Source organism: Bifidobacterium avesanii (assembly GCF_009299475.1).
In the GTDB taxonomy this organism is placed as follows: domain Bacteria; phylum Actinomycetota; class Actinomycetes; order Actinomycetales; family Bifidobacteriaceae; genus Bifidobacterium; species Bifidobacterium avesanii.
In genome coordinates, this window is record NZ_WBSN01000024.1 from 1 (window position 1) to 20,873 (window position 20,873).

Here is a 20,873-nt window from a genome sequence, read left to right on the forward strand (position 1 = left end):
GATGATCTCGGGCGCGTTGATGCGGTCGTCGTAGAACAGGCCGACGACCATGCGCTTGACGTCCTTGCGGTACATTGCGGACTCCAATCCGGACGCCAAAGCGTCCAACTTTTCGTCCGCACCCCCAAATGGGTGTCAGCGCACTGGATTCGCTCAATCCGTAGGTTGTGCACAACGGATTGAGCGGATCGAGTGCGCGAGGCACGAAAATAAAGTGTCAGCGCACTGGATTCGCTCATTCCAGGTCTTGATATTCACGGATTGAGCGAATTGGATGCGTGAGGTGCGAAAAATGGGCACCGGCGCACTGGATTCGCTCAATCCGCAGTGTGGTGTTTGCGGATTGAGCGAATCCAGTGCCGAGGCGCGCGGCGTTGAAACGCATGATGGCGAGGCGGGCTGTGACGCTGACTGATCAGTGTATGTGGCTGATCGGCGTATATGGCTGGTCGGCGAGGACGGGCGGTTGGTCGGCGGTCGGATCAGGCGAACTTTCAGGCGAACTCGAGGACGCGGTCCACGGCGAGTCGCAGCAGCTCGGAACGTGTGCGGCCATGCGCCTTGGCGACGCGGTCCAGCTTCTCCAGCTGTGCGTGCGGCAGTTTGAACGACACCGTTTCCGCCGGCTCGCTTTCCTGCGGGGCGATCTTCGGGCGGCCGCGCAGACTGACGAATTCCACCGGGCCGCGGGCTTCGGGCGGCAGACCGTCTGTCACGGGTCCCCATTCGCCCGGCTTCGGCCACTCTCCGCGTTCAAAGGCTTCCGCTTGGGCTTCCAGTTCCTCTTCGGTCCACACCGAACCGTCGGCGTTATGGAACACCGTTCCGTCCTCCAGAATGACGGGTGTGCCTTGCGGCGACGTGTCGTCTTTGTCGGATTGCTTGCCATTGTGCGTGGTCATTGTGCGCTCCTTGGATTGCGCGGGGATTGGAGTCCAAGCTCCCGCAGTGTTTTCTTCGTGCATTTCATGGCGTGGTAGATGACCCACGCATCTGTGTCGCCGTGGTGGGCGATGAACTCCAGCATCGCCCCCTCAAGTCATATCCCAATCCGATCAGGCCACGCGTATCCGGTCGGATGCTTGACTTGACGCAGCTGATCCACGCCGAGTACACGTCTTCGTCGGTGACGTCGGGATGGCGCTCGTGGATTCTGGGGTGAACCGAGACCTTCATGGCGTCACCGACAAGATTATTATATGACGATATTCAAGAATAGACAATGTCTTCAAACTGAATATGCATGATTGTGTATGACGTAAATGACGCTTACGCGTGTTTCTTCGGCATGTCGCCATGGTGATTCCCCTTCCTTGCGGACCGTCCGCGGCCGAACGGTTGCGTCCATGGTGGGGGAGTCGCGGACGTGGGTCAATTCCGCGGAGGCCTGTGGTCGAATGTGGGTGAAGTGCGCTGATGGCGTCGGCTGAATGGTCGTTGCCGCAGGCGCTCGTCGGCGGGCGCGGATGGATGGTCACGGACGAAACGGGTGATTTCGGACGGAGTGGGCGTGCGGACGGGCGTGCGGACGGGAGTATGGGTGGACGCGTGGGCGGAGCACGCGGACGGGCGTGCGGCCGAAGGTTGCGGGCGGGCGGGGCAGCCGCCGATGTGTCGGCAGCGCGCCCGCGACACGCCGAAATGATAGTCTTTGATTACGCTTTCATGAAATCTTTTGTCATGCCTAAAATATTGAATTTGCAACGAAAATAGACGCAGTGTGAAAAGTGTTAACTTGCTTAAATGAAAGCGGTTTCATATGATATGAAACATCAAACGGAACCGCAAGGTTCCCCAGGCAAGTCCAAGAATTTCAACGGTGAAAGGACCACGATCATGGCCATTGCGCATCAGACCGACCCGGCGGCGTACCAGCTGGGCACGGACGAAAACCGTGAGTTTCTCAAGGCCGCGGGCGAGGATCTCCTCGCGTTCGGCCACAATTTCCCAGCGCCGAACGGCGGCTCCCTGTGGCTCAACGCCGACGGCACCACCGACCCGTCGCACGGCGTGGAGACGTGGATCACCAGCCGCATGGCGCATGTGTACTCCATGGGCGCCATGCTCGGCCACCCCGGCAGCGAGGAGCTGGCGGACGCCGCGCTCAAGGGCCTGATCGGTCCGCTGCACGACGACGAGAACGGCGGCTGGTACCCGCAGGTGTTCCTCGACGGCACCCACGTTCCCGGCAAGGTCTGCTACGCGCACGCCTTCGTGATGCTCGCCGCGTCCAGCGCGCTGCTGGCCGGTCGCCCGGGCGCCAAGGCGCTGCTGGACGAGGCCGTCGACACGTTCCTCAAGCGCTTCTGGCGCGAGGACGAGGGGCTGACCGTCGACATGTGGAACACCGAGTTCACCGAGCTCGACCCGTACCGCGGCATCAACGCCAACATGCACACCACCGAGGCGTTCCTCGCGCTGGCGGACGTGCTCAAGGACGAATCCTTCCGCGACAAGGCCGGCCGCATCATCGGCCACGTGGCCGGATGGGCCGAGAACAACCAGTGGCGCATCCCGGAGCACTTCTCCGCCGACTGGCAGCCGCAGCTCGAGTACAACGCCGACCACAAGGATGACCAGTTCAAGCCGTACGGCGCCACCCCGGGCCACGGCATCGAATGGGCCCGCCTGATCACCCAGTACGCGCTGAGCTCCAAGTCGATCGACGAGGCCGGGAAGAAGCGCCTGATCGACGTGGCCGAGCACCTGTTCGACCGCGCGGTCAAGGACGGCTGGGGCACCTGCGAGGGCGGCAAGCCGGGTCTCGCCTACACCACCGACTGGAACGGCGTGCCGGTCGTCACCGACCGCATGCACTGGACGCTCGCCGAGGGCATCAACACCTCCGCCACGCTGGCCAAGGTCACCGGCAAGGACGAGTACCGCGAGTGGTACGCGCGCTTCTGGCAGTACGCCGACGACTGCGTGATCGATCACAAGCTCGGCTCCTGGTTCCACCAGCTGGACCTCAACAACAAGGTCATCGGCACGGTGTGGCCGGGCAAGTCGGACCTGTACCACGCGTTCCAGTCCACGCTCATCGCGCGCCTCGACCCGGCCGTGTCCGTCGCGCCGGCCCTCAAGGCCCGTGTGGACGGCATCGCCGCGGCCCCGGGCGCGAACGCCACGGCCCGTCAGCTGCACTTCGACATCGGCCGCTTCCCGGCCAACGTGGCGTGGGCCATCATGAGCTGCATGTGACCCGCCGGCCCGCATGGGCCCACAGCACTTGCCCGGCGCCGGGCGGAGGGTTCTTTGTTGTGTTCCCTTTCCCACCGTTCGCTTGACGCCGGGCCAGCCGGGACCCCGGACCGAGGCAGAAGGTCCGGGGTTCTTTTTTTATGCGCGCGCTCCCGAGGCGGCAAAAGGCCAACGAAAAAGGCTCCCCCGCGGATTGCAGGGGAGCCAAAATCAGCGCGACTAGGGCGATTCCGGGCGGAGAAAGCCGGATCAGGCCTTCTTGGAGCCCTCGAGCACCTTGTAGAACACGCCGACCACGAGCACGTAGACGCAGCCCACGGCCATCACGAGGATGCCGCCGAACTGGCCCATGGCGTCGGCCGCCACGCCCATGATGGGCGGGAAGATGGCGCCGCCGATCAGGCCCATGAGCATGAGGCCGGAGATCTCGTTCTGGCGCTCCGGACGGTACATGAGGGCGTGGGACAGGAACAGCGAGAACACGTTCGAGTTGCCGAAGCCCACGAGCGCCACGGCCGTCCAGAACAGCCACACGGGCGGGTTGGAGGTGGACAGGGTGAAGATCGCGAAGCAGATGGCGGACAGGGTCATGATGGCGCCGCAGATGCGCACGCCGGTCTTGTTGCTCATCTTCTGCAGCACGATGCCGCCGGTGAAGCAGCCGATCATGCGGGCGATGAAGTAGACCATGGTGGCGGTGGCGGCGATGGCGGTGAACTGGTCGCCGGTGTGCTCGGTGAGGATGCGCGGGGCCTGGGCGTTGATGCCGACGTCGACGCCGACGTGGGAGATGATGCCCAGGAAGCACAGCAGGATGATCGGGTCGCCGAGCAGCTTGAAGCACTTGGCGATGGTGGTGGTGCCGGCGTCGGGGGCGGGCTCCTCGATCTTGTCGAAGGCGAGCAGGATGTAGCCGACGATGCCGACGACGAAGTAGATCACGAACAGGATCCACCACATGCCGAGCTTGTTGGCGCCCCAGATGGCGATGTACGGGGCGAACAGGGAGGCGAAGGCCTTCACGAACTGGCCGGTGGTGAGCGTGGAGGCGAGCTTGTCGCCCTTGACGAACACGGTCAGCAGCGGGTTGAGCGACACCTGCATGAGGGTGTTGCCGATGCCGAGGAAGGCGAAGGAGGCGACGATCAGGACCAGTCGGGGAGTGCCCTCGAACACGGTGTAGGCGATGATCGGCAGGGCCATGGCGACCAGCGTGACCAGGATGGACCACAGGACGGTCTTGCGGCGGCCGATCTTGTTCATCAGCATGCCGGTGGGCACGGAGAAGATGAGGAACCAGAAGAACACCATGGTGGTGAACAGGTTCGCGGTGCCGTCGGCCAGGGTGAACTCGGCCTTGACGTAGTTCGTCGCGGTGCCGACCAGGTCGACGAAGCCCATGACGAAGAAGGCGAACATCACCGGGATGATGGCCTTCAGACCGGCATTCGCGGTCTTGGAGGTTTCGTTGCTCATTGTTGTTTCCCTTGAATTGTTGTTGTTTCCCTTTTGCCGCTGTGACGCGCGGGCCGGCCCGGCAGAAGGCATGGCTCACGCAAAGGCGCCGTCGCCCACAGCGAAGACGAGGCGTCCGAATTCATGGATCCGCGGAATGGATCCGACACGGTGAAGGAGCGGATGGCTGGCCGGGCAGTCGGCCTTCCGCCCGTCCCCTCACCGGTTTGTGTGACGGAGTCGGATCACTCGGCCGCTTCGGCGAGGTAATCCGGGATCTGCTCCGGGTACTGGGGCCACGCGCCGTTCTGGGTGCACACGAAGGCGGCGGTGTTGACGGCCTTCTTGTGGGCCTCGGCCAGCGGGTCGCCGAGCAGCGTGCGGGCGGTGAAGGTGCCGGAGAAGGAGTCGCCCGCGCCCACGGTGTCCACGACCTCGACGTGCGGGGTCGCCAGGGTGGAGGACTCGCCGTTCTTGGAAATGATGGTGGAGAAGGTGGAGCCGCCGGTCAGGATGATGTAGTCCAGGCCGTAGTTGGACATGAACCAGCGGCAGGCGTCGTCGTCGGAGGTGCCGCGGATGTCGAACATGTCGCGCAGGAGCAGCAGCTCGGCGTCGTTGATCTTGAAGACGGTGGCGTAGCCGAGCAGCTCCTCGATGAGCTCCTTGGAGTAGTGGTCGCCGCGCAGGTTGATGTCGAAGAACTTCATCGCGCCGGCCTTGGTGTGCTTGAGCAGCTCGATGATGGTGTCGTGGGTCTCGGGGGAGCGCAGGGCCAGGGTGCCGAAGCACACGGCGTCGGCCTGCTCGACGACCTCGATGAGCTGGCGGGTGAGCAGCAGGTGGTCCCAGGCGACGCCCTTGACGATGGTGTACTCCGGGATGCCGTTCTTCAGGGCGACCTCGACGGTGGAGGTGGGCCAGGCGTTGCGCTGGATGATGGTGTGGATGCCGGCCTTCTCCGCCTCGACGAGGAGCTCGTCGCCGAGCTCGTCCTCGCCGACGGCGCTGATCGACCAGCCGTCCGCGCCGTTCATCATCGCGTGGTAGGCGAAGTTCACGGGGGCGCCGCCGGCGCGCTTGCCGGAGGGCAGCATATCCCACAGGAGTTCGCCGAGGGACAGAACGATGGGCTTGGACATGGGGTTTCCTTTCCTAGGTGGTGGTTATATCGATTGACGTTTATGGCGTGCGGTCTCGTCTGGCTCGGCGACCCGCACGGACGCCGCTTGTCAGGTGACGTCGAAGAATAATGATGGCCGTTCGAGGAACTGGGTCACCGCCACGGCCGCCGCGCCCGCCACGGTGGCGTCCGCGTCGAGGCCGGAGAGGCTGATGGCCGTGCTGGAGACGATCTCGGGGATCGCGCGCTCCGCCGCGACCCGGCGCACCTCGTCGAGCAGCACCCGGCCGCCGCCGGCGACGATGTCCCCGATGATGATGCGCTTGGGGTTGTAGGCGTTGAAGATGGTGACGCAGCCGTAGCCCACGTAGCGGCCGATCTCGCGGACCATGGCCACGGCACGCCCGTCGCCGGCGTCGCAGGCCGCGAACAGGCGGGCGCAGGCCTCGGCGTGGGTCAGCTCGGCGGCGCCGCGGACGATCTCGCCGTCCTCGACGAGCATGGCGTGGATGGCGCTCGCGGAGCAGTAGCGCTCGAGGCAGCCGCGGTTGCCGCAGTCGCAGGGGCGGCCGTTGACGTCGATGCTGATGTGGCCGATCTCCGTGGCGGCGCCGATCGCGCCGTTGACGAGCTGGCCGTGCTCGATCACGCCGAGGCCGACGCCCTCGCCGATGAGGTAGTAGGCCAGATCGTCCTCGAGCGGGCAGTCCGGGTCGAACAGGCTGTGGGCGAGCACGCCGGCGCGGGCGTCGTGCTCGATGAACACCGGCACGGCGAAGGCGCGCTGGAACTCCTCGATGAAGTTGACCTTGCGCCAGCCCTGCATGCCGGAGACGACCGCGATGCGGCCGACCTTGCGCAGATAGGGGCCGGGGACCGCCATGCCGACGGCCACGATGCGCGCGTCGGCGGCGATGAGGCGCTCGACGCGGCGGTGGATGTCCGCGATGGTTTCGGCGATGGTGTCGTCGTGGACGGTGGGCAGCGTTTCGAGGCTCAGGGGCGCGCCGGCGAGGTCGAACACGCCGATCTGCACCAGCGAGCGGGCGAACTTGACGCCGATCACGTGGAACCGGTGGACGTCGAGGTTCAGGCCGATGGAGCGTCGGTTCTTCATGCCCTCCATGTCGCCGGTCTCCTCGATCACGCCGGCTTCGATGAGCCGTGCGGTGATCTTGGTGATGGCGGCGGGGGTGAGCTCCAGCGCCTTGGCGATCTGGGCGCGCGAGCTGACGCCGTGGTGGTAGAGGTGCTGCAGGATGTTGGAGCGGTTGGTTTCGGACATGGCGGCGACGGTGTTCGCGTGCGTGTTTGCGGTGATGTTCATCGTGCAGCCTCCTTGCCTGTCCGCTCGTCGTTGAATCTGAACTTGGTTCATATATTAACTGGGTTAACTCTACGGTGCAAATCGGTGGAGTGAGAGCGATTTCATCGGCGTGTCGCGCTGAAATTGCGTTGGACGCGCCGAAAATGGTCGGCGGCGAACCGGTTCGGGATATGCTGTGTACACTCAGGTGACGGATTGTTCAATGAAGAACGCAATGGAGATGGAACCATGAATACGACGGATCGTTGGAGCGACGCGCAGGCGCAATATAACGGGGCCGCGCCCAGGGTGGAGATCATCGTGCAGGACGTCGACGGCGCGAAGGTGGCGCGCGAGGAGGGTGCCGACCGCGTGGAGCTGTGCACGGCCATGGGCGCCACGGGCGGCATCACTCCGAGCTTCGGCCTCATCCAGCTGTGCTCGCACGTGGGCGTGCGGCTCGGCGTGCAGGCCCGCATCCGCTCGCGCGGCGGCAACTTCGTGTACGACGAGGGGGAGAAGCGCGTGATGCTCGCCGACGTGCGTTCGTCCATCCTCGCCGGCGCCTCCGGCGTGGTCGTCGGCGCGCTGGACAAGTACGGCAACCTCGACGTGGCCTTCGCCAAGAAGCTGTACGAGGCCGCCAAGGACGAGGGGGAGCGCTGCGGCCGGCACGTCTCGGTCACGTTCAACCGCGCGTTCGACATGGTGAACGACCCGTTCGGCTCCCTCGACATCCTGCGCGACATGGGCTACACCCGCGTGCTCACCTCCGGCGGCGCGTCCCGCGTGCAGGACGGTCTGGGCCGGCTCCACGAGCTGGTCTGCCACGCCGCCGGGCGCATCGACATCATGGCGGTCGGGCACATCACCCCCGATCTGGTCCGTCCCGTGCTCGACACCGGCGTGCCGTCCATCCACCTGTCCGCGCGCGTGATCGTCGCCTCGGACGGCGGCCCCGGCGGCAGCGGCGACGATCCGGTCATCGAACGCACCGACCGCGAATGGGTGCGGGCCGTGGTGAACGCCGTCCACGGGCGGTGATCGGCGGCGTCCGGGCCCGCCTGTGAATTTCCCGTGAGTTTTCCCGGCGTTCAGACTCCCGACCTGAACCGTTCGTTTCGCGCCCCTAGCGTGGCGGGGGAAGAGGATTCGTCATGGACAAGGGACGGTCCGCGAACACGAAGTAGGGGGGAATCATGCCACGCATCTCACGACGCCTCGAGGGCCTGCTGCTCTCGGCCGCGATGATCGTGCCGCTGGGGGCCATCCCGGCGGCCGCGGTCTACGCCGCCGATCCGCAGCAGACGGCCGCGACGGCCACCGCCAAGGAGAACAAGGACGCCGTTGGCGGCGACATCATCAAGGACGAGGGGACCGCCGTCTTCCTCAAGCGGATCGACGTCGGCACCGACACCGTCACACTCGGATCCAAGAACGCCAAGCCAGTCGACATCTCCGGCTGGCTGATCCGCGATGACAAGGACTCCGCGGACCATACGTACACGGTCCCCGCCGGCACCGTGATCGAAGCCTCCGGCGAGGCGTCCTTCAACCTCGATAAGCTCGCCGGCATCGGACTGGGCAAGGAGGATCAGGTCCGCGTATACGACCCGTCCGGCAAGCAGCTGCTCGGCTTCGGCTGGTCCGGCGACGACAAGAACGCCGTCTACGTGGCCAACACCGACGCCGACGGCATGACCAAGGAAGGCGACGCCGGCAACCCGGACCAGCCCTCCGGCGAGAAGCTGGACGTGGCCGCGTGGCCCGGACTGGACGCCGTGACCGCCATCGACGGCGTCGACGAATTCGGCGCGGGTCAGGTCACCGGCGAGCACACCGACGGCAACCTGTCCGGACTGGCCTACCAGCCCGGCGCGGACGGCGCCCCCGGCACCCTGTGGGCCGCGGACAACGACCTCAACCCCACGCTCGGCATCACCGGCCCGAAGGGGCCGGGCGCCATCAACAAGTTCGTCTACCTCGACGGCAAGTGGCAGCAGGACCCGAACGACGGCTGGAGCTTCACCAAGGACGGCAAGGCCAAGGGCGGCAAGCAGCTGCACTTCAAGGACGGCAAGGGCGGCGTGGACTCCGAGGCCATCACCCTCCTGCCCGGCAAGGACGGCAAGGCCGACCCGTCCAAGGGCGTGTTCGTCGGCGCCGAGCGCGACAACGAAGACAAGAAGGTGCCGCGCCCGTCCATCCTCAGCTACGACGTGACCGCCAAGACCGCGGACGCGAACGGCGACGGGGCGCAGGACCTCACCGCCACCCACGAATGGAACCTCGTCGCCGCGCTGAGCCAGTTCGGCGTGCGGCTCGAGCACGGCGACGACGCCAATCTGGGCGTCGAAGGCGTGGCGTTCGTGCCGGACGACGTGCTCACCGCGAAGCACTTCAAGGTGAACCTCTACCCGGACCGCGTGGGCGAATACAACCCGGACGGCTTCGGCAACGACTACGGCGGCCTGTTCTTCGTGGCGCTGGAGAAGACCAACGCCATCTACGCGTTCGCGCTCGAAACCGTGAACGGCAACGACCTCGTGTTCCCGGTCTCCCAGTTCCCGCTGCCCGAGGCCGCCGCCAACGCCGGCTACTCCGGTCCGCGTGACCTGACGTGGGACGCCGAGCACAACCAGCTGCTCGCCGAGGGCGACAACACCATCGGCGCCGACGAGAAGCCCACCAAGGCGATGCTCGCCACCTACGAGTTCCAGGACGACGGCACGCTGGCGCTCACCAAGCTGACCGCCACCCCGGACGAGATCGCCTCCGGCAACACCGAGGGCTTCGCCATCACCCCCGACGCCGAGGCCGCCACCGTGGCCGGCGGCGAGGACGGCAAGACCTACAAGCCCGTCTTCTGGGCGGACGACGGCGTGACCGGCGGCCACTCGCTGCGACAGGGCTACATCGAGGCCGAATCCACGAAGCGAACCGTCAACCTGCTCAACTTCAACGACTTCCACGGCCGCATCGACGCCGGGCTCACCGTGCCGTTCGCCGCCACCATCCAGCAGCTGAAGGGCGAATACCCGAACTCCTCCCTGCTGCTGGCCGCCGGCGACAACATCGGCGCCTCGCTGTTCAGCTCCTCCGTGCAGCGCGACCAGCCCACCATCGACGTGCTCAACGCGCTCGGCGTGAAGGCCTCCGCCGTGGGCAACCACGAGTTCGACCAGGGCTACGACGACCTCGTCAACCGCGTCATCACCGACAAGGCGACCGGCAAGCGCAACGCCCAGTGGGACTACCTCGGCGCGAACGTGACGTTCAAGGACACCGGCAAGCCCGCCCTGCCCGAATACAGCATCCAGAACGTGAACGGCGTGAAGGTGGGCGTGATCGGCGCGGTCACCCAGGAAACCAGCACGCTCGTCTCACCCGGCGGCATCGCCAACCTGAACTTCGGCGACCCGGTGGACGCCGTCAACCGCGTGGTCCGCCAGCTCACCGACGGCGACGAATCCAACGGCGAGGCCGACGTGCTCGTGGCCGAATACCACGAGGGCGCCCCCTCCAACGAGGACGACGAGACCGGCAAGCCCACGCTCGACGAGCAGAAGGCCGCCAGCCCGGTGTTCAAGGAGATCGTGGACGGGACCGATCCGAAGGTGGACGTGATCTTCACCGCGCACACCCACATGAAGTACTCCTACACCGACCCGGCCAAGGACGGACGCCCGATCATCCAGACCGGAAGCTACGCCGCCAACGTCGGGCAGGTGGTGCTTGGCTACGACACGAAGACCCGCAAGGTGACCTACGAGAAGTCCGGCAACGTGGCGTCCCTCGCGGCGCCCGAGGGCACCGACCCGGCCGACTTCGACGCCGAGCTCGCGGCCGGGGACGCCACCGTCGCCAAGGTCAAGACGATCGTGGACGATGCGCTCAAGGTGGCCGACGAGAAGGGGCAGGTCAAGGTCGGATCCGTCGCAGCGGACATCACCACCGCGTTCAAGGACGGCAAGCGCGACGACCGCGCCTCCGAATCCACGCTCGGCAACCTCGTGGCCGACTCGCTGCTCGCGTCCCTGTCCTCCAAGGACCGCGGCGGCGCCGAGATCGGCGTGGTGAACCCGGGCGGCCTCAGGGCCGAACTGTGCCGCACCGGCGCCAACGGCGCATGCGCGCTCGCCGCGGACGGCTCCATCACCTACGCGCAGGCCAACGCCGTGCTGCCGTTCCTCAACAACCTGTGGACCACCACGCTCACCGGCGCGCAGTTCAAGGAGGCGCTGGAGCAGCAGTGGCAGCTGGACGCCGACGGCAATGTCCCGTCCCGCCCGTACCTGCAGCTCGGCCTGTCGCACAACGTGAGCTACACGTACGATCCGAACGCCGAGCAGGGCCACCACATCACCTCGGTGACCGTGAACGGCGAACCGCTTGACCCGAACCGCGACTACCGCATCGGCTCGTTCAGCTTCCTGCTGCAGGGTGGCGACAACTTCCGCGCCTTCGCGGTCGGCAAGGACACCAAGGACACCGGTCTGGTGGACCGCGACGCGTGGATCGAGTACATCGGCGCCAATTCGCCGCTCAAGCCGCGCTACGACCGCCGCGCCGTGGCCGTGACCGGCGTGCCCGCGGACGGAACCGCCGTGAAGGCCGGCGACTCGTTCACGCTGAACTTCTCCAAGCTCACGCTCACCTCGCTGGGGGTGCCCGCCGAAACCCGCCTCGTGGCGAAGATCGGCGATGCCGAGGTCGGCCAGGCCGCCGTGAAGGACGACGCCGCCGCACTCACCGTGACCGTGCCCGCCGGACTGGCCTCCGGCGACGCCACGCTTGTGGTGACCGGGCAGACCGACGGCACCGTGGTGACCCTGCCGATCACCGTCGCCGCCCAGGAGCAGCCGAACCAGCCGAACCAGCCGGGCAAGGTGGATCGCGGCAAGCTGCAGGCCGCCGTGGACGCGGCGTCCGCGCTCAAGTCCGACGGATACACCAAGGAATCCTGGGACGCGTTCGCCGCGGCGCTCGCGGATGCCAAGAAGGCGCTCTCCGACCAGTCGGCCACCCAGCAGCGGATCGACGCGGCCGCCGACGCCCTGACCAAGGCGCAGAGCGGGCTGAAGAGGGCCGAGGCCGAGCAGCCCGGCGGTCAGGACGTGCCGCCGGCCGGAAAGCCGTCCGACAAGCCGTCAGGTACTCCGTCCGATGAGCCTTCCGGCAAGCCGAATGGGTCGGACGATCAGAACGGTCAGGGTGGCCAGAATGGTCAGAATGGTCAGCCGTCCGACAACGGCCAACAGGGCAACGGCCAGAATGGCCAGCAGGGCAATGGCGGTCAGAATGATCAGAACGGAAACGGTCAAGGCGGCCAGCCGTCCGGCAACGGTCAGCAGCCGGTGAACGCCGATCGGAACTCCGGCAAGCAGCAGGCGAACCTGGCCCGTACGGGTGCCAGCGTGACCGTGGTCGCGATTGCGGCGATCGTGCTGGCCGCGGCCGGTGGAGCCCTCGCGCTTCGTCGCCGCGCCTGACCTGCCAATCCGGTCGCCGATTGAATGAGGATTCAGGGAATCCGGGGTCGATCGGCAGCCGGACGGACTCCTGACGGTCGACCGGGCAATTGATTGACTGATCCGGTCGGTCTGTGATTCAAGGGCCGCGCATGGGGAATGTCCCGTGCGCGGCCCTTGCGTCGTATGTGACGGTCATGCGCGCGGGCCGTATGTGCGGGTGACCTATGCGAGTGACAAGGGAATGGCGGATTTTTGAATGATGCCGTTGGAATGCCGTCATTGTTCCGGAAAAGTCAGCCTTCCCTTGTCGGTTGGGGCGCGTCGACGCATCGAGGCATACGGCCGGTGACTGCGGACGCAGGTGGTGCGGGCAGCCCCAAGCGCTTGGATGACAAATAAAGCGGCATATTTTGGGTGTCATCGTTGGAATTCCGCACTTATCGGGGCAAATGTACGGGTTTCCTTGTCAAGGGAGATGATGCCGGGCACGGAATTGGCTTCCGCCGCGCGCGTCTTGACCACGGAATGGGCGGTTTTCGGTCGGCGGCGTTGGAATTCCGTCATTCGCGCGGGGAATATGAGCGTTCCGTGGTCAGACGTGGCCGTATGCCGACCACGGAAGGCACTAATTACTCCGGGCGGCGTTGGAATGACGCGGATTTCGAAAGGAATCCCGGCCTTCCGTGGTCGGGTGCATGGCTGAGCGTACATGACCGCGGAAAGCCGCAGGGGAGCCCGGTCGAACGGTCGAAGGCGTTGACCAGATGGATGTTGACGGGCTTCGCCGCGAATTCGGTCCGCTGACCGTCTGCAGGCAGTTCAGATCTATCCGTGGTGTGGAATCGTTGCGGTATGCGAAGCGGGCTGTATGATCCACATTGCCGCGAGGCAGCATTGGCCGTGACTTAGGACCTGTCTTCCTCGGGATCGTCGGACCCTTGGGAAAGGAAAATAAGATGGATGACCGGCGCGTGAACGCATGGTCGGTCATCCATCATCCAATGGATAGAAACCGTCCGACCTCCGTCAGCTCCTCGTCCGAGATCCCGTGTTTCAGGTTTGGAATGCTGCTGATGAGATGCGAAGGTGTTGCAGAGACCCAGCGACGAGCGCGTTCCTGCTCATCCTGCGGAATGACGTCGTCTTCTTCCCCGTACGCGAGGTGGTAGCGCACCGGAGAGTTCTCGGGCGTAAGCGTGGTCTCATAGCTGGGGAACGGCGGTGCGAGGAGGACCGCGCCTGCATAGAAGCCGGGGTGCGTGGCGGCGATGCGCCATGACAGGTAGGCGCCTTGGGAGAAGCCGATGAGGATTTTCCGCCGCCGATCGTATAGAGGCGAGTGGAGCTGGGCGGTGACGTGCTCGCCTATTCGATCGGCTTCGGCTGCCCATGTATCGTGCCGATCCGGGGCCGTGAACCATGAGCCCCCGCCAAGGTAGGGGCGTTCCAGACCGGACCGGTAGGAGATGTAGCTGGCGTGCGGGTCAATCGCGGTGATGACGCGAATCATTTCCCGCTCGTTGTTGCCGTATCCGTGGAACATGATGTACAAAGGCTGGGCGGGGTCGGTGTCGACGTGGCTGAAGGATGTGAGGATCATAGGGTTTCGTTTCGTTTTCCGGGGATGCTGTCGATGAGCTGCCGGGTGTATTTGCTGCTGGGGTTGGTAAGGACTTGGCCGGTAGGACCGAGTTCGACGATGCGGCCTTGGTGTATGACGGCGATGCGGTCGGCGATGTTTTGGATTACGCCGATGTCGTGGCTGACGAATACGTAGGTGAGTTGCAGTTGCCGTTTGAGCGTGTTCAGCAGATCGATGACTTTTTCCTGCACGAGCACGTCCAGTGCGGATACCGGTTCGTCGAGAAGGATAAGCTTCGGCCGACAGGAGAGCGCACGGGCGATGGCGACTCGCTGGATTTGTCCGCCGGACAGATTGCGGGTTTTCGCGTTGAGAAGCTGGGGATCGAGTTTTACTTGTTCCAGCAGTTGCCCGGCGATTTTGCTTCCGTCCTTGGCGTTGCGGATTTTGCGCTGGCGCACCAGTGGTGTGCGGCGTGGCGAGCCCTTCCACCATGCCAGCTGCTCGTCGATCTTCCTCCGCATTCGCCCGCTCCGCACATGGTGTTGAAAATGTCGTATTTGACATTTTTAACATGTTAAAAATGTCAAAATAAACACTTTTAACAATATCATGATCCCGTCGTGATTGCCGATGCCGCGGAGCTGTCTGGCTTTGAGGGATCGAGCCGTCGCATCCGGTTCGCATGCCGGGACGGAACGGCGGTTCGGGCATCTCAACGACGCCGTCAATGCGATTGCGCAGGACATTGAGATGTTCTGACGGGCGCGATGCCGTCGACGCCGCTTGGATATTTGCCGTCAACCCGTTTGCCGGGTTCGCGCTTTGACATGGCCTTTCGCGTAGCGGCAGCTCTCCTGTGGGTCCGTGGATCCGCTTGAGCGTTCGACGAACTTGCATCGGATGTCTTTGCAATGCTGTTCTGTTCCGTGTCGGAACAGCGTTTCCTGCCGTGTGCTGCGCAGGGGGCGCACTGGCTTTTGCAAATGATCCAGACTCGATTTTTCAAATGATTCGCACTGGCTTTTTCAAGTGGCGGCTCGGTTTTCTCGTCGGGGTGTGCGGCGTGATGGGTGACACGGCGAAGCGCTCTGGAATGGCGACCGGTCCGGGGCGTTGGCATGGCCACCCGATCTTTGGATGAATCGGGGTGAACATTCCCCGATTGGATTGTTCAATCGTTGGTCAAACTCCTGAAAACCTTGGAATTGCAACGAAAGCAGAACGGGGGAGCCGGAAGTCTTGGGGGGTAATCATAGAAGCGATTTGAAACGTTTGATTTTGATCGGGAACGATCAGGATCGGGATGGCTGATATGGGTTTGAAGTCGCATAGGAACATGAGGCGCTGGCGCGGGCCGTTGGCCGCTCTGGTCGCGGTAGCGATGGGCGTGGGCACCGTGGGCTACGCGTGGGCGGGCCAGCCCGCGGCCACGCCGGTGGCGTCCGCTTCCGCTTCGCCTTCCCAGAGCGTGTCGCCGGAATCCTCCCCGGCGGCGGCCGAAACTGCGTCGTCCGCGTCGCCCAGTGCGACCGGATCCGCCGGTGCCGCGGACGTCTCGGACTCCGGTGCCGTGGCGAATGCGGTCTCCCCGCAAACCCCGACGGCCCAGTACTCCATTTCCTCCGGCGCCGCCGCGTCCGCGCAGCCGGAGAACGCTCCCGCGGCGGTTGCCGCGGCCGGTTCCTGCGATGCGACGACGTGGGCGACGCTGAAGGCTTGTTTCGCGGACGCTTCGGCTGCCGTGGTTACGTTGGCCGCGAAGATCGCGGTTCCGGCGAGTGACGGCGACGGTGCGACGATCGAGGTCGCGAAGGACCGCAAGGTCACATTGAACGCTGCGGATGGCGCCGGGTTAACCAGCGTGGGCGCCGATGGCGCAGCCGTCACGCGTCAGGCTTCCGTGTTTCATGTCGCCGAGGGCGGCGAACTGACGATCGCGGGTGGTTCGTACGAGAAAATCTTCGCGACGGGTGATGGCCCGCTGGCCAAGGTTGAGGGAACCCTGACGGTGACGGGCGGCACGTTCTCGGGTAACGGGACCGTCGGGGGTAGCGGTGGCGTGTTCCGCGCCGAGGCGGGTTCGACCGTCACGTTCGGCATCGAGAATGGCGGGGACGCGCCAGAGTTCAAGGGCAACTCGGCCGTGAACGGCGGCGTGATCTACTCGCGCGGCGCGGTCGTGGTGAAAAGCGGCCTGTACGAAGGCAACGAGGCGACCGGCACCGTCGGCGGGCAGGGCGGCGGCGCGTTCCATTTGAAGGAAAGCACAAGCACCCTGAGCATTGCGGGCGGCACGTTCAGGAACAACGAATCCGCCGGCGAGGGCGGCGGCGCGGTTTATTCGCTGCGTTCGGAGAAGCTGTCGGTGTCCGCGGGTCTGTTCGAGGGGAACATGGCCACGAATGCCGGGGACAACAGGGGTGGCGGCGCGGTCTACGCGAACGCGACCAGCCTGTCGGTCACGGGCGGCAAGTTCTACGGCAACGGTCAGGATCCGGGAGACTGCTCGGTGGAGGTCGGGAAGAATCCTCAGGACGCATGCAACGGCGGAAACAACGGCGGCCAATCCGGCGGTGGCGCGATTTACTCGACCGGCGGCAGTCTGACGATTCAGGGCGGGGTCGTGTTCAAGGGCAACTACGCGAGGGCCCGCGACTTCGGCTCTGGCGGCGGCGCGGTCTGGGCGCGGGGCGAGATGTGGATCCGCAATTCCGCGGACGCGCAGGCGGTCAAGCCACTGTTCGAGGGCAACTGGGCGTCCATCGACCAGCCCTTGGTTAAGGGTAGGAAGGACCCGACGACGACGCTGACCGGCCCGGCCTCGAGCATTTCGGCCGGTGGCGCGGGCGGTGCGGTGTTCCTGATGAACGATTCGACCGCGTACATCACGGGCGGCTCGTACGTGAACAACGCGTCCGGCTACCTGGGCGGCGGGATCTACACCGAGGAGAACACGACCACGTACGTGAGCAAGGCCGTGGCGTACGAGAACACGGCCGGCCATTTCGGCGGCGGCCTGTGGTTCTGCCCGTCGGGCAATTCGGCCGCGTCGAAGGGCGGCAACATCGCCCTGTTCGACAACGAGGTGAGTGACGGGCTTGACGCGAACACGGAGAACTCGCCCGATGAGACGAAGTATCCGACCGAGGCGGGCGCGGATCTGGCGATCATGAACCCGAAGCACAAGGGCAAGCCCGCGAACAAGTTCCAGTTGATGGACACGTGGTTCACGGACCGCAGCGAGAAGACCGTGGACTGGTACTGGGACGGCACGCCCGACGTGGACGCGAGCGGCTATCAGGATCGTTGGCTCGGCGGAAAGCCCGACGAGTCCGTGAAGGTGCATGACGGCGGTTCGGCCGACGGCAATCCGGACGGCGACTACGCGCCGAGATACCACGAGGGGAACGAGGGGAGCGTGCCCATCGTCATCAAGGAGCCGGACAACCATGCCGTGACCCTGTGCCTGTATTACACGGATGCCACCAAGGCCGAGTGCGCGGGCATGTACGAGGATGGGTTCGGATACCGTGGCGTGGCTCTGAAGGCCGTGCTCACGGGCTCCCCCGACGAGCAGCGGACCGCGAAAGACACGGCCGAGCACTCGGCCCAGATCTCGATCACGGGCAACGGGGCGCGCCTGTCGGGCGGCGGGTTCGGCTCGAACGGCGTGGTGATCTTCGACAGCCCGTACTCGATGGAATGGGGCAAGGCCGACTCCACGACCGGCAAGGCGATCACCGAGACGCCGTCCACGTGGGTCCTGTCCACCACGGACAACGATCTGACGGACCGCGAGGACCACGCGAAGAAGAGCCCGTATATGGCGCCCGACCTGCGTCCCGCGCAGTGCCAGGCGGAGGACCAGTCCAAGCTGCCCGACGACTGCTGGCGCCACGACAAAGATACCGGTGAGTGGTCGGTCGAGATCCTCGACAACGGTCCGCGCGACAACGACAACGAGAGGGACAAGGACGGCAACAACGTGTACGGGTCGATCGCCGTGGACAACTTGGCCCCGGGCAAGTACACGCTCAAGGAGAAGACCCCGCCGGTGGGCTACGAGCTCAACGAGACCGAGTACAAGTTCACGATCGTCAAGGCCGGGACGGACAACAGCCTGCCGAAGACCCCGACGCTGTCCCCGGCCACCGGGCTGGTGGGTTCGGACGGGCGGACCGTGGGCGACGCACCGATCTCGGGTGCACTGAACTGGTCGAAGACCGGTCTTGGCGGCGCCGCGGTCGCGGGCTCCGAATGGACGATCGTCGACTCGCAGGGGAAGACGGTGCAGGGCTACGACGCGATCACGGACTGCGAGGTCACGAAGGCGTCGGATTGCACGGGCGCGGATTCCAGTCCGGCCGCGGGCTCGTTCTCGGTCACCCTGGACGCGACGCGGTTCCAGAACGGCGAGTACACGCTTGTGGAAACCAAGGCTCCGGAGGGGTACTGGAAGCCGTCCGACGCGGTTGCCAAGCACCCGTTCACGGTTTCCGTGGACAACGACACCAAGCGGCTGACCGCCTCGTTCACCGCTGATGCGGACAAGGCGGGCGTGATCGCGAACGCTCCGGTGTCGGTGACGTGGCGGAAGACCGACCAGACGACCGACGCCCTGATCACCGGCTCCCCGTCGAGCTGGACGCTCACGCGCTCCTACACGGACGCGAAAGGCCAGCCGGCGACCGAGACCATCGACGTGACGGACTGCACGTCCGGCTGCCCGGCAGGCAACGATGTGAACGCCGAGGCTGGCGTGATCACCGTGCAGGGGTTGAAGCCCGGCGACTACACGCTCGAGGAGACGAAGGCGCCGGACGGGTACGTGGCCTCGCAGCGGACGTACACGTTCACGCTTGGCGCGAACCAGGAGGAGACGACCATCACGCTTGCGAATGCGGGAACCGACAATGCGATCCCCAATATTCGCGTGGTTGCGGTGCTGCCGCATACGGGTGGTTTGGGCACGGCGCGCGCGTGGCTGACCTTGGGTGGCCTGTTCGTGGTTGCGGGCGGGGTCGCCTGGGCGGCGTTGGGCGCGCGCAGGCGTCGGGCGGCGATGGCCGTGGCGGCTGTGTCGTCGGTGGCGCCGCGTTCCCGGGGAAGGGGCCGTCATGCGGCCTGATGTCCGGGGTGTTAGGGATTTGCGGATCGCGGAGCGGGGTTGTTTGCGCTCCTCCCTCCGCGGCTGCAGGAATGCACATATCCAAGTAAGGAAAATCAAGTAAGGAAGAAGGAATTCCCATGAAGTTGAGGAAGCTCATGGCGGGTCTGGCCGCGGCGGCGACGCTGTTCGGCGGGCTCGCGTTCGGCGCGACCACCGCGAACGCGGCTCCGGCCGACGGCGCGAGGATCGCCCAGACGGACATTAATAACGGCACGATCACGCTGAAGTCCACGAACAAGCAGAATTTCCTGAAGAAGGCCGACGCGAACGGCGATCAGGCCGTGCGCGACTTCAAGTACGTGGAGCTCGCCAGCTACGAGATCGTGGCCAACAACCTCACGCTCGTCACGAGCACCGATGCGAACGTGGTGACTGCGGTGAACGCGGGTATCACCGCCGCGAAGGCCGCCGATACCCAGCACGGCACCGGCGCGGTGATCGGCGACCCGATGGCGTGGTTCGCGCAGCAGGGCTTCGACGCCGCCGCGTTGCAGGCGTTCAACACCGCCGTCCGCCGGTCCCTGACGGACAACGGGTTCACCGTCGCGACGAACTTGACCGTGACGGACCCGGATGCACAGGACACGAACAAGGAGTACTCGCTGGACTTCGGCACGCTCGCCGGCCCCGGCCTGTACCTGATCATCGACCCGACCACCAAGGACGACTACCCGTCCACCAGCGAGACGACCACGGACCAGAACGGCAACTCGACGACGACCGTCATCACCTACGGCGCGCTGGCCAACATCCTGATCGGCACCGCGGCCGGCGACCCGTTCACGACCCAGACCGGCACGGTGTACATCGACGGCAAGCCGACCGACGTGCCGTCCGGCTACGCGGAGACGAAGACCAACCTCCAGCCGGAATCGACCACGACCGGCGGCTTCGAGGTGCAGAAGAACGACGCGAGCGGCAAGGGCCTGGCCGGCGCCACCTTCCAGGTCAAGAACGGCAGCACCGTGGTGAAGTTCACCAAGGGTGCTGACGGCGCCACGTACACGTACGCCGCCGACCAGTCCGCGACCGAGAACGTCGTCATCGACATCGTGACCCCCGCCGGTGGTCTGCTGAAGTTCAGGAACCTGCCCGCGGGCACGTACACCGTCACGGAGACCAAGGCGCCGAGCGGGTTCCTCTCGAACATCGCCGGCGTGAGCGTCCTGCCTTCCTTCACCGTGACGATCAACGACCAGGGCCAGCTGTCCGACTGGAAGAAGAACGACGCCCAGGGTCTGTTGACCCTGCCGGGTGCGGGTTCGAGCACGGTGACGGTGGTGAACGTGCAGAACATCACCCAGTTGCCGCACACCGGTGCCGCTGGCATCGCGATGTTCACGGTGATCGGCCTGCTGCTCGCGGGCGCGGCCGGCACCGTGTACGTCAAGAGCCGCAAGGCCAACGCGCTGCTGCGCGCGTGACGCGCACCGCAACGGCGGAATAACAACCAGCGCTGGACGCTGCGGGCGACATGGTCCGCGGCGTCCAGCCGTTTTTTCTTGTATCAGTACGATCCAACCGCATGCCTAGGGCATGCCGGCGGGAGGGGGAGCAGT

At 65.4% G+C, this 20,873-nt stretch carries 11 protein-coding genes and 1 pseudogene; 6 read left to right on the top strand and 6 right to left on the bottom strand.

Features of this window, described 5'->3' with window-relative positions:
• The first annotated feature begins 292 nt into the window (after positions 1–292).
• Positions 293–415, top strand: a complete 123-nt coding sequence (locus DSM100685_RS11110; protein ID WP_276608029.1) for a hypothetical protein — start codon at positions 293–295, stop codon at positions 413–415.
• Between the two features lie 79 nt (positions 416–494).
• Here DSM100685_RS11110 and DSM100685_RS09630 read toward each other — a convergent pair whose 3' ends face one another.
• On the bottom strand, positions 495–902 hold the full coding sequence (locus tag DSM100685_RS09630; RefSeq protein WP_152351127.1) for a ribbon-helix-helix domain-containing protein: 408 nt from the start codon (positions 900–902) through the stop codon (positions 495–497).
• Positions 903–1,836: 934 nt separating this feature from the next.
• Here DSM100685_RS09630 and DSM100685_RS09635 point away from each other — a divergent pair.
• Positions 1,837–3,084 (top strand): annotated as a pseudogene (locus DSM100685_RS09635) (AGE family epimerase/isomerase); the annotation flags it as partial.
• Positions 3,085–3,450: 366 nt separating this feature from the next.
• Here the strand turns inward: DSM100685_RS09635 and DSM100685_RS09640 are convergent.
• The 3 genes from DSM100685_RS09640 to DSM100685_RS09650 form a co-directional block, all read right to left on the bottom strand.
• Positions 3,451–4,677, bottom strand: coding sequence for an MFS transporter (locus DSM100685_RS09640; RefSeq protein ID WP_152351129.1), 1,227 nt, complete (start codon positions 4,675–4,677; stop codon positions 3,451–3,453).
• Positions 4,678–4,901: 224 nt separating this feature from the next.
• Complete coding sequence (locus DSM100685_RS09645; RefSeq protein WP_152351130.1) at positions 4,902–5,798, bottom strand: carbohydrate kinase family protein; 897 nt, start codon at positions 5,796–5,798, stop codon at positions 4,902–4,904.
• A gap of 90 nt (positions 5,799–5,888) precedes the next feature.
• Positions 5,889–7,106, bottom strand: coding sequence for an ROK family transcriptional regulator (locus tag DSM100685_RS09650; protein WP_152351131.1), 1,218 nt, complete (start codon positions 7,104–7,106; stop codon positions 5,889–5,891).
• A gap of 228 nt (positions 7,107–7,334) precedes the next feature.
• On the opposite strand from DSM100685_RS09650, the gene DSM100685_RS09655 reads away from it, so the two are divergent.
• Positions 7,335–8,129, top strand: coding sequence for a copper homeostasis protein CutC (locus DSM100685_RS09655; RefSeq protein WP_152351132.1), 795 nt, complete (start codon positions 7,335–7,337; stop codon positions 8,127–8,129).
• Positions 8,130–8,284: 155 nt separating this feature from the next.
• The gene (locus DSM100685_RS10785) at positions 8,285–12,577 is read left to right on the top strand and encodes a 5'-nucleotidase C-terminal domain-containing protein (protein ID WP_163201141.1); all 4,293 of its coding nucleotides are present in this window, start codon (positions 8,285–8,287) and stop codon (positions 12,575–12,577) included.
• A 976-nt stretch (positions 12,578–13,553) separates the two neighbouring features.
• On the opposite strand, the gene DSM100685_RS09665 is transcribed toward DSM100685_RS10785, so the two are convergent.
• Both DSM100685_RS09665 and DSM100685_RS09670 read right to left on the bottom strand, forming a co-directional pair.
• Positions 13,554–14,159, bottom strand: a complete 606-nt coding sequence (locus DSM100685_RS09665; protein ID WP_152351133.1) for an alpha/beta hydrolase — start codon at positions 14,157–14,159, stop codon at positions 13,554–13,556.
• Positions 14,156–14,665, bottom strand: coding sequence for an ATP-binding cassette domain-containing protein (locus tag DSM100685_RS09670; protein WP_152351134.1), 510 nt, complete (start codon positions 14,663–14,665; stop codon positions 14,156–14,158). The genes DSM100685_RS09665 and DSM100685_RS09670 overlap by 4 nt, the downstream gene beginning before the upstream one ends.
• 815 nt (positions 14,666–15,480) lie before the next feature.
• On the opposite strand from DSM100685_RS09670, the gene DSM100685_RS09675 reads away from it, so the two are divergent.
• On the top strand, positions 15,481–19,272 hold the full coding sequence (locus DSM100685_RS09675; protein WP_152351135.1) for an MSCRAMM family protein: 3,792 nt from the start codon (positions 15,481–15,483) through the stop codon (positions 19,270–19,272).
• Between the two features lie 119 nt (positions 19,273–19,391).
• Positions 19,392–20,738 (top strand): SpaA isopeptide-forming pilin-related protein, encoded by a 1,347-nt coding sequence (locus DSM100685_RS09680; RefSeq protein WP_152351136.1) that lies wholly within the window; start codon positions 19,392–19,394, stop codon positions 20,736–20,738.
• The last annotated feature ends 135 nt before the right edge of the window (positions 20,739–20,873 follow it).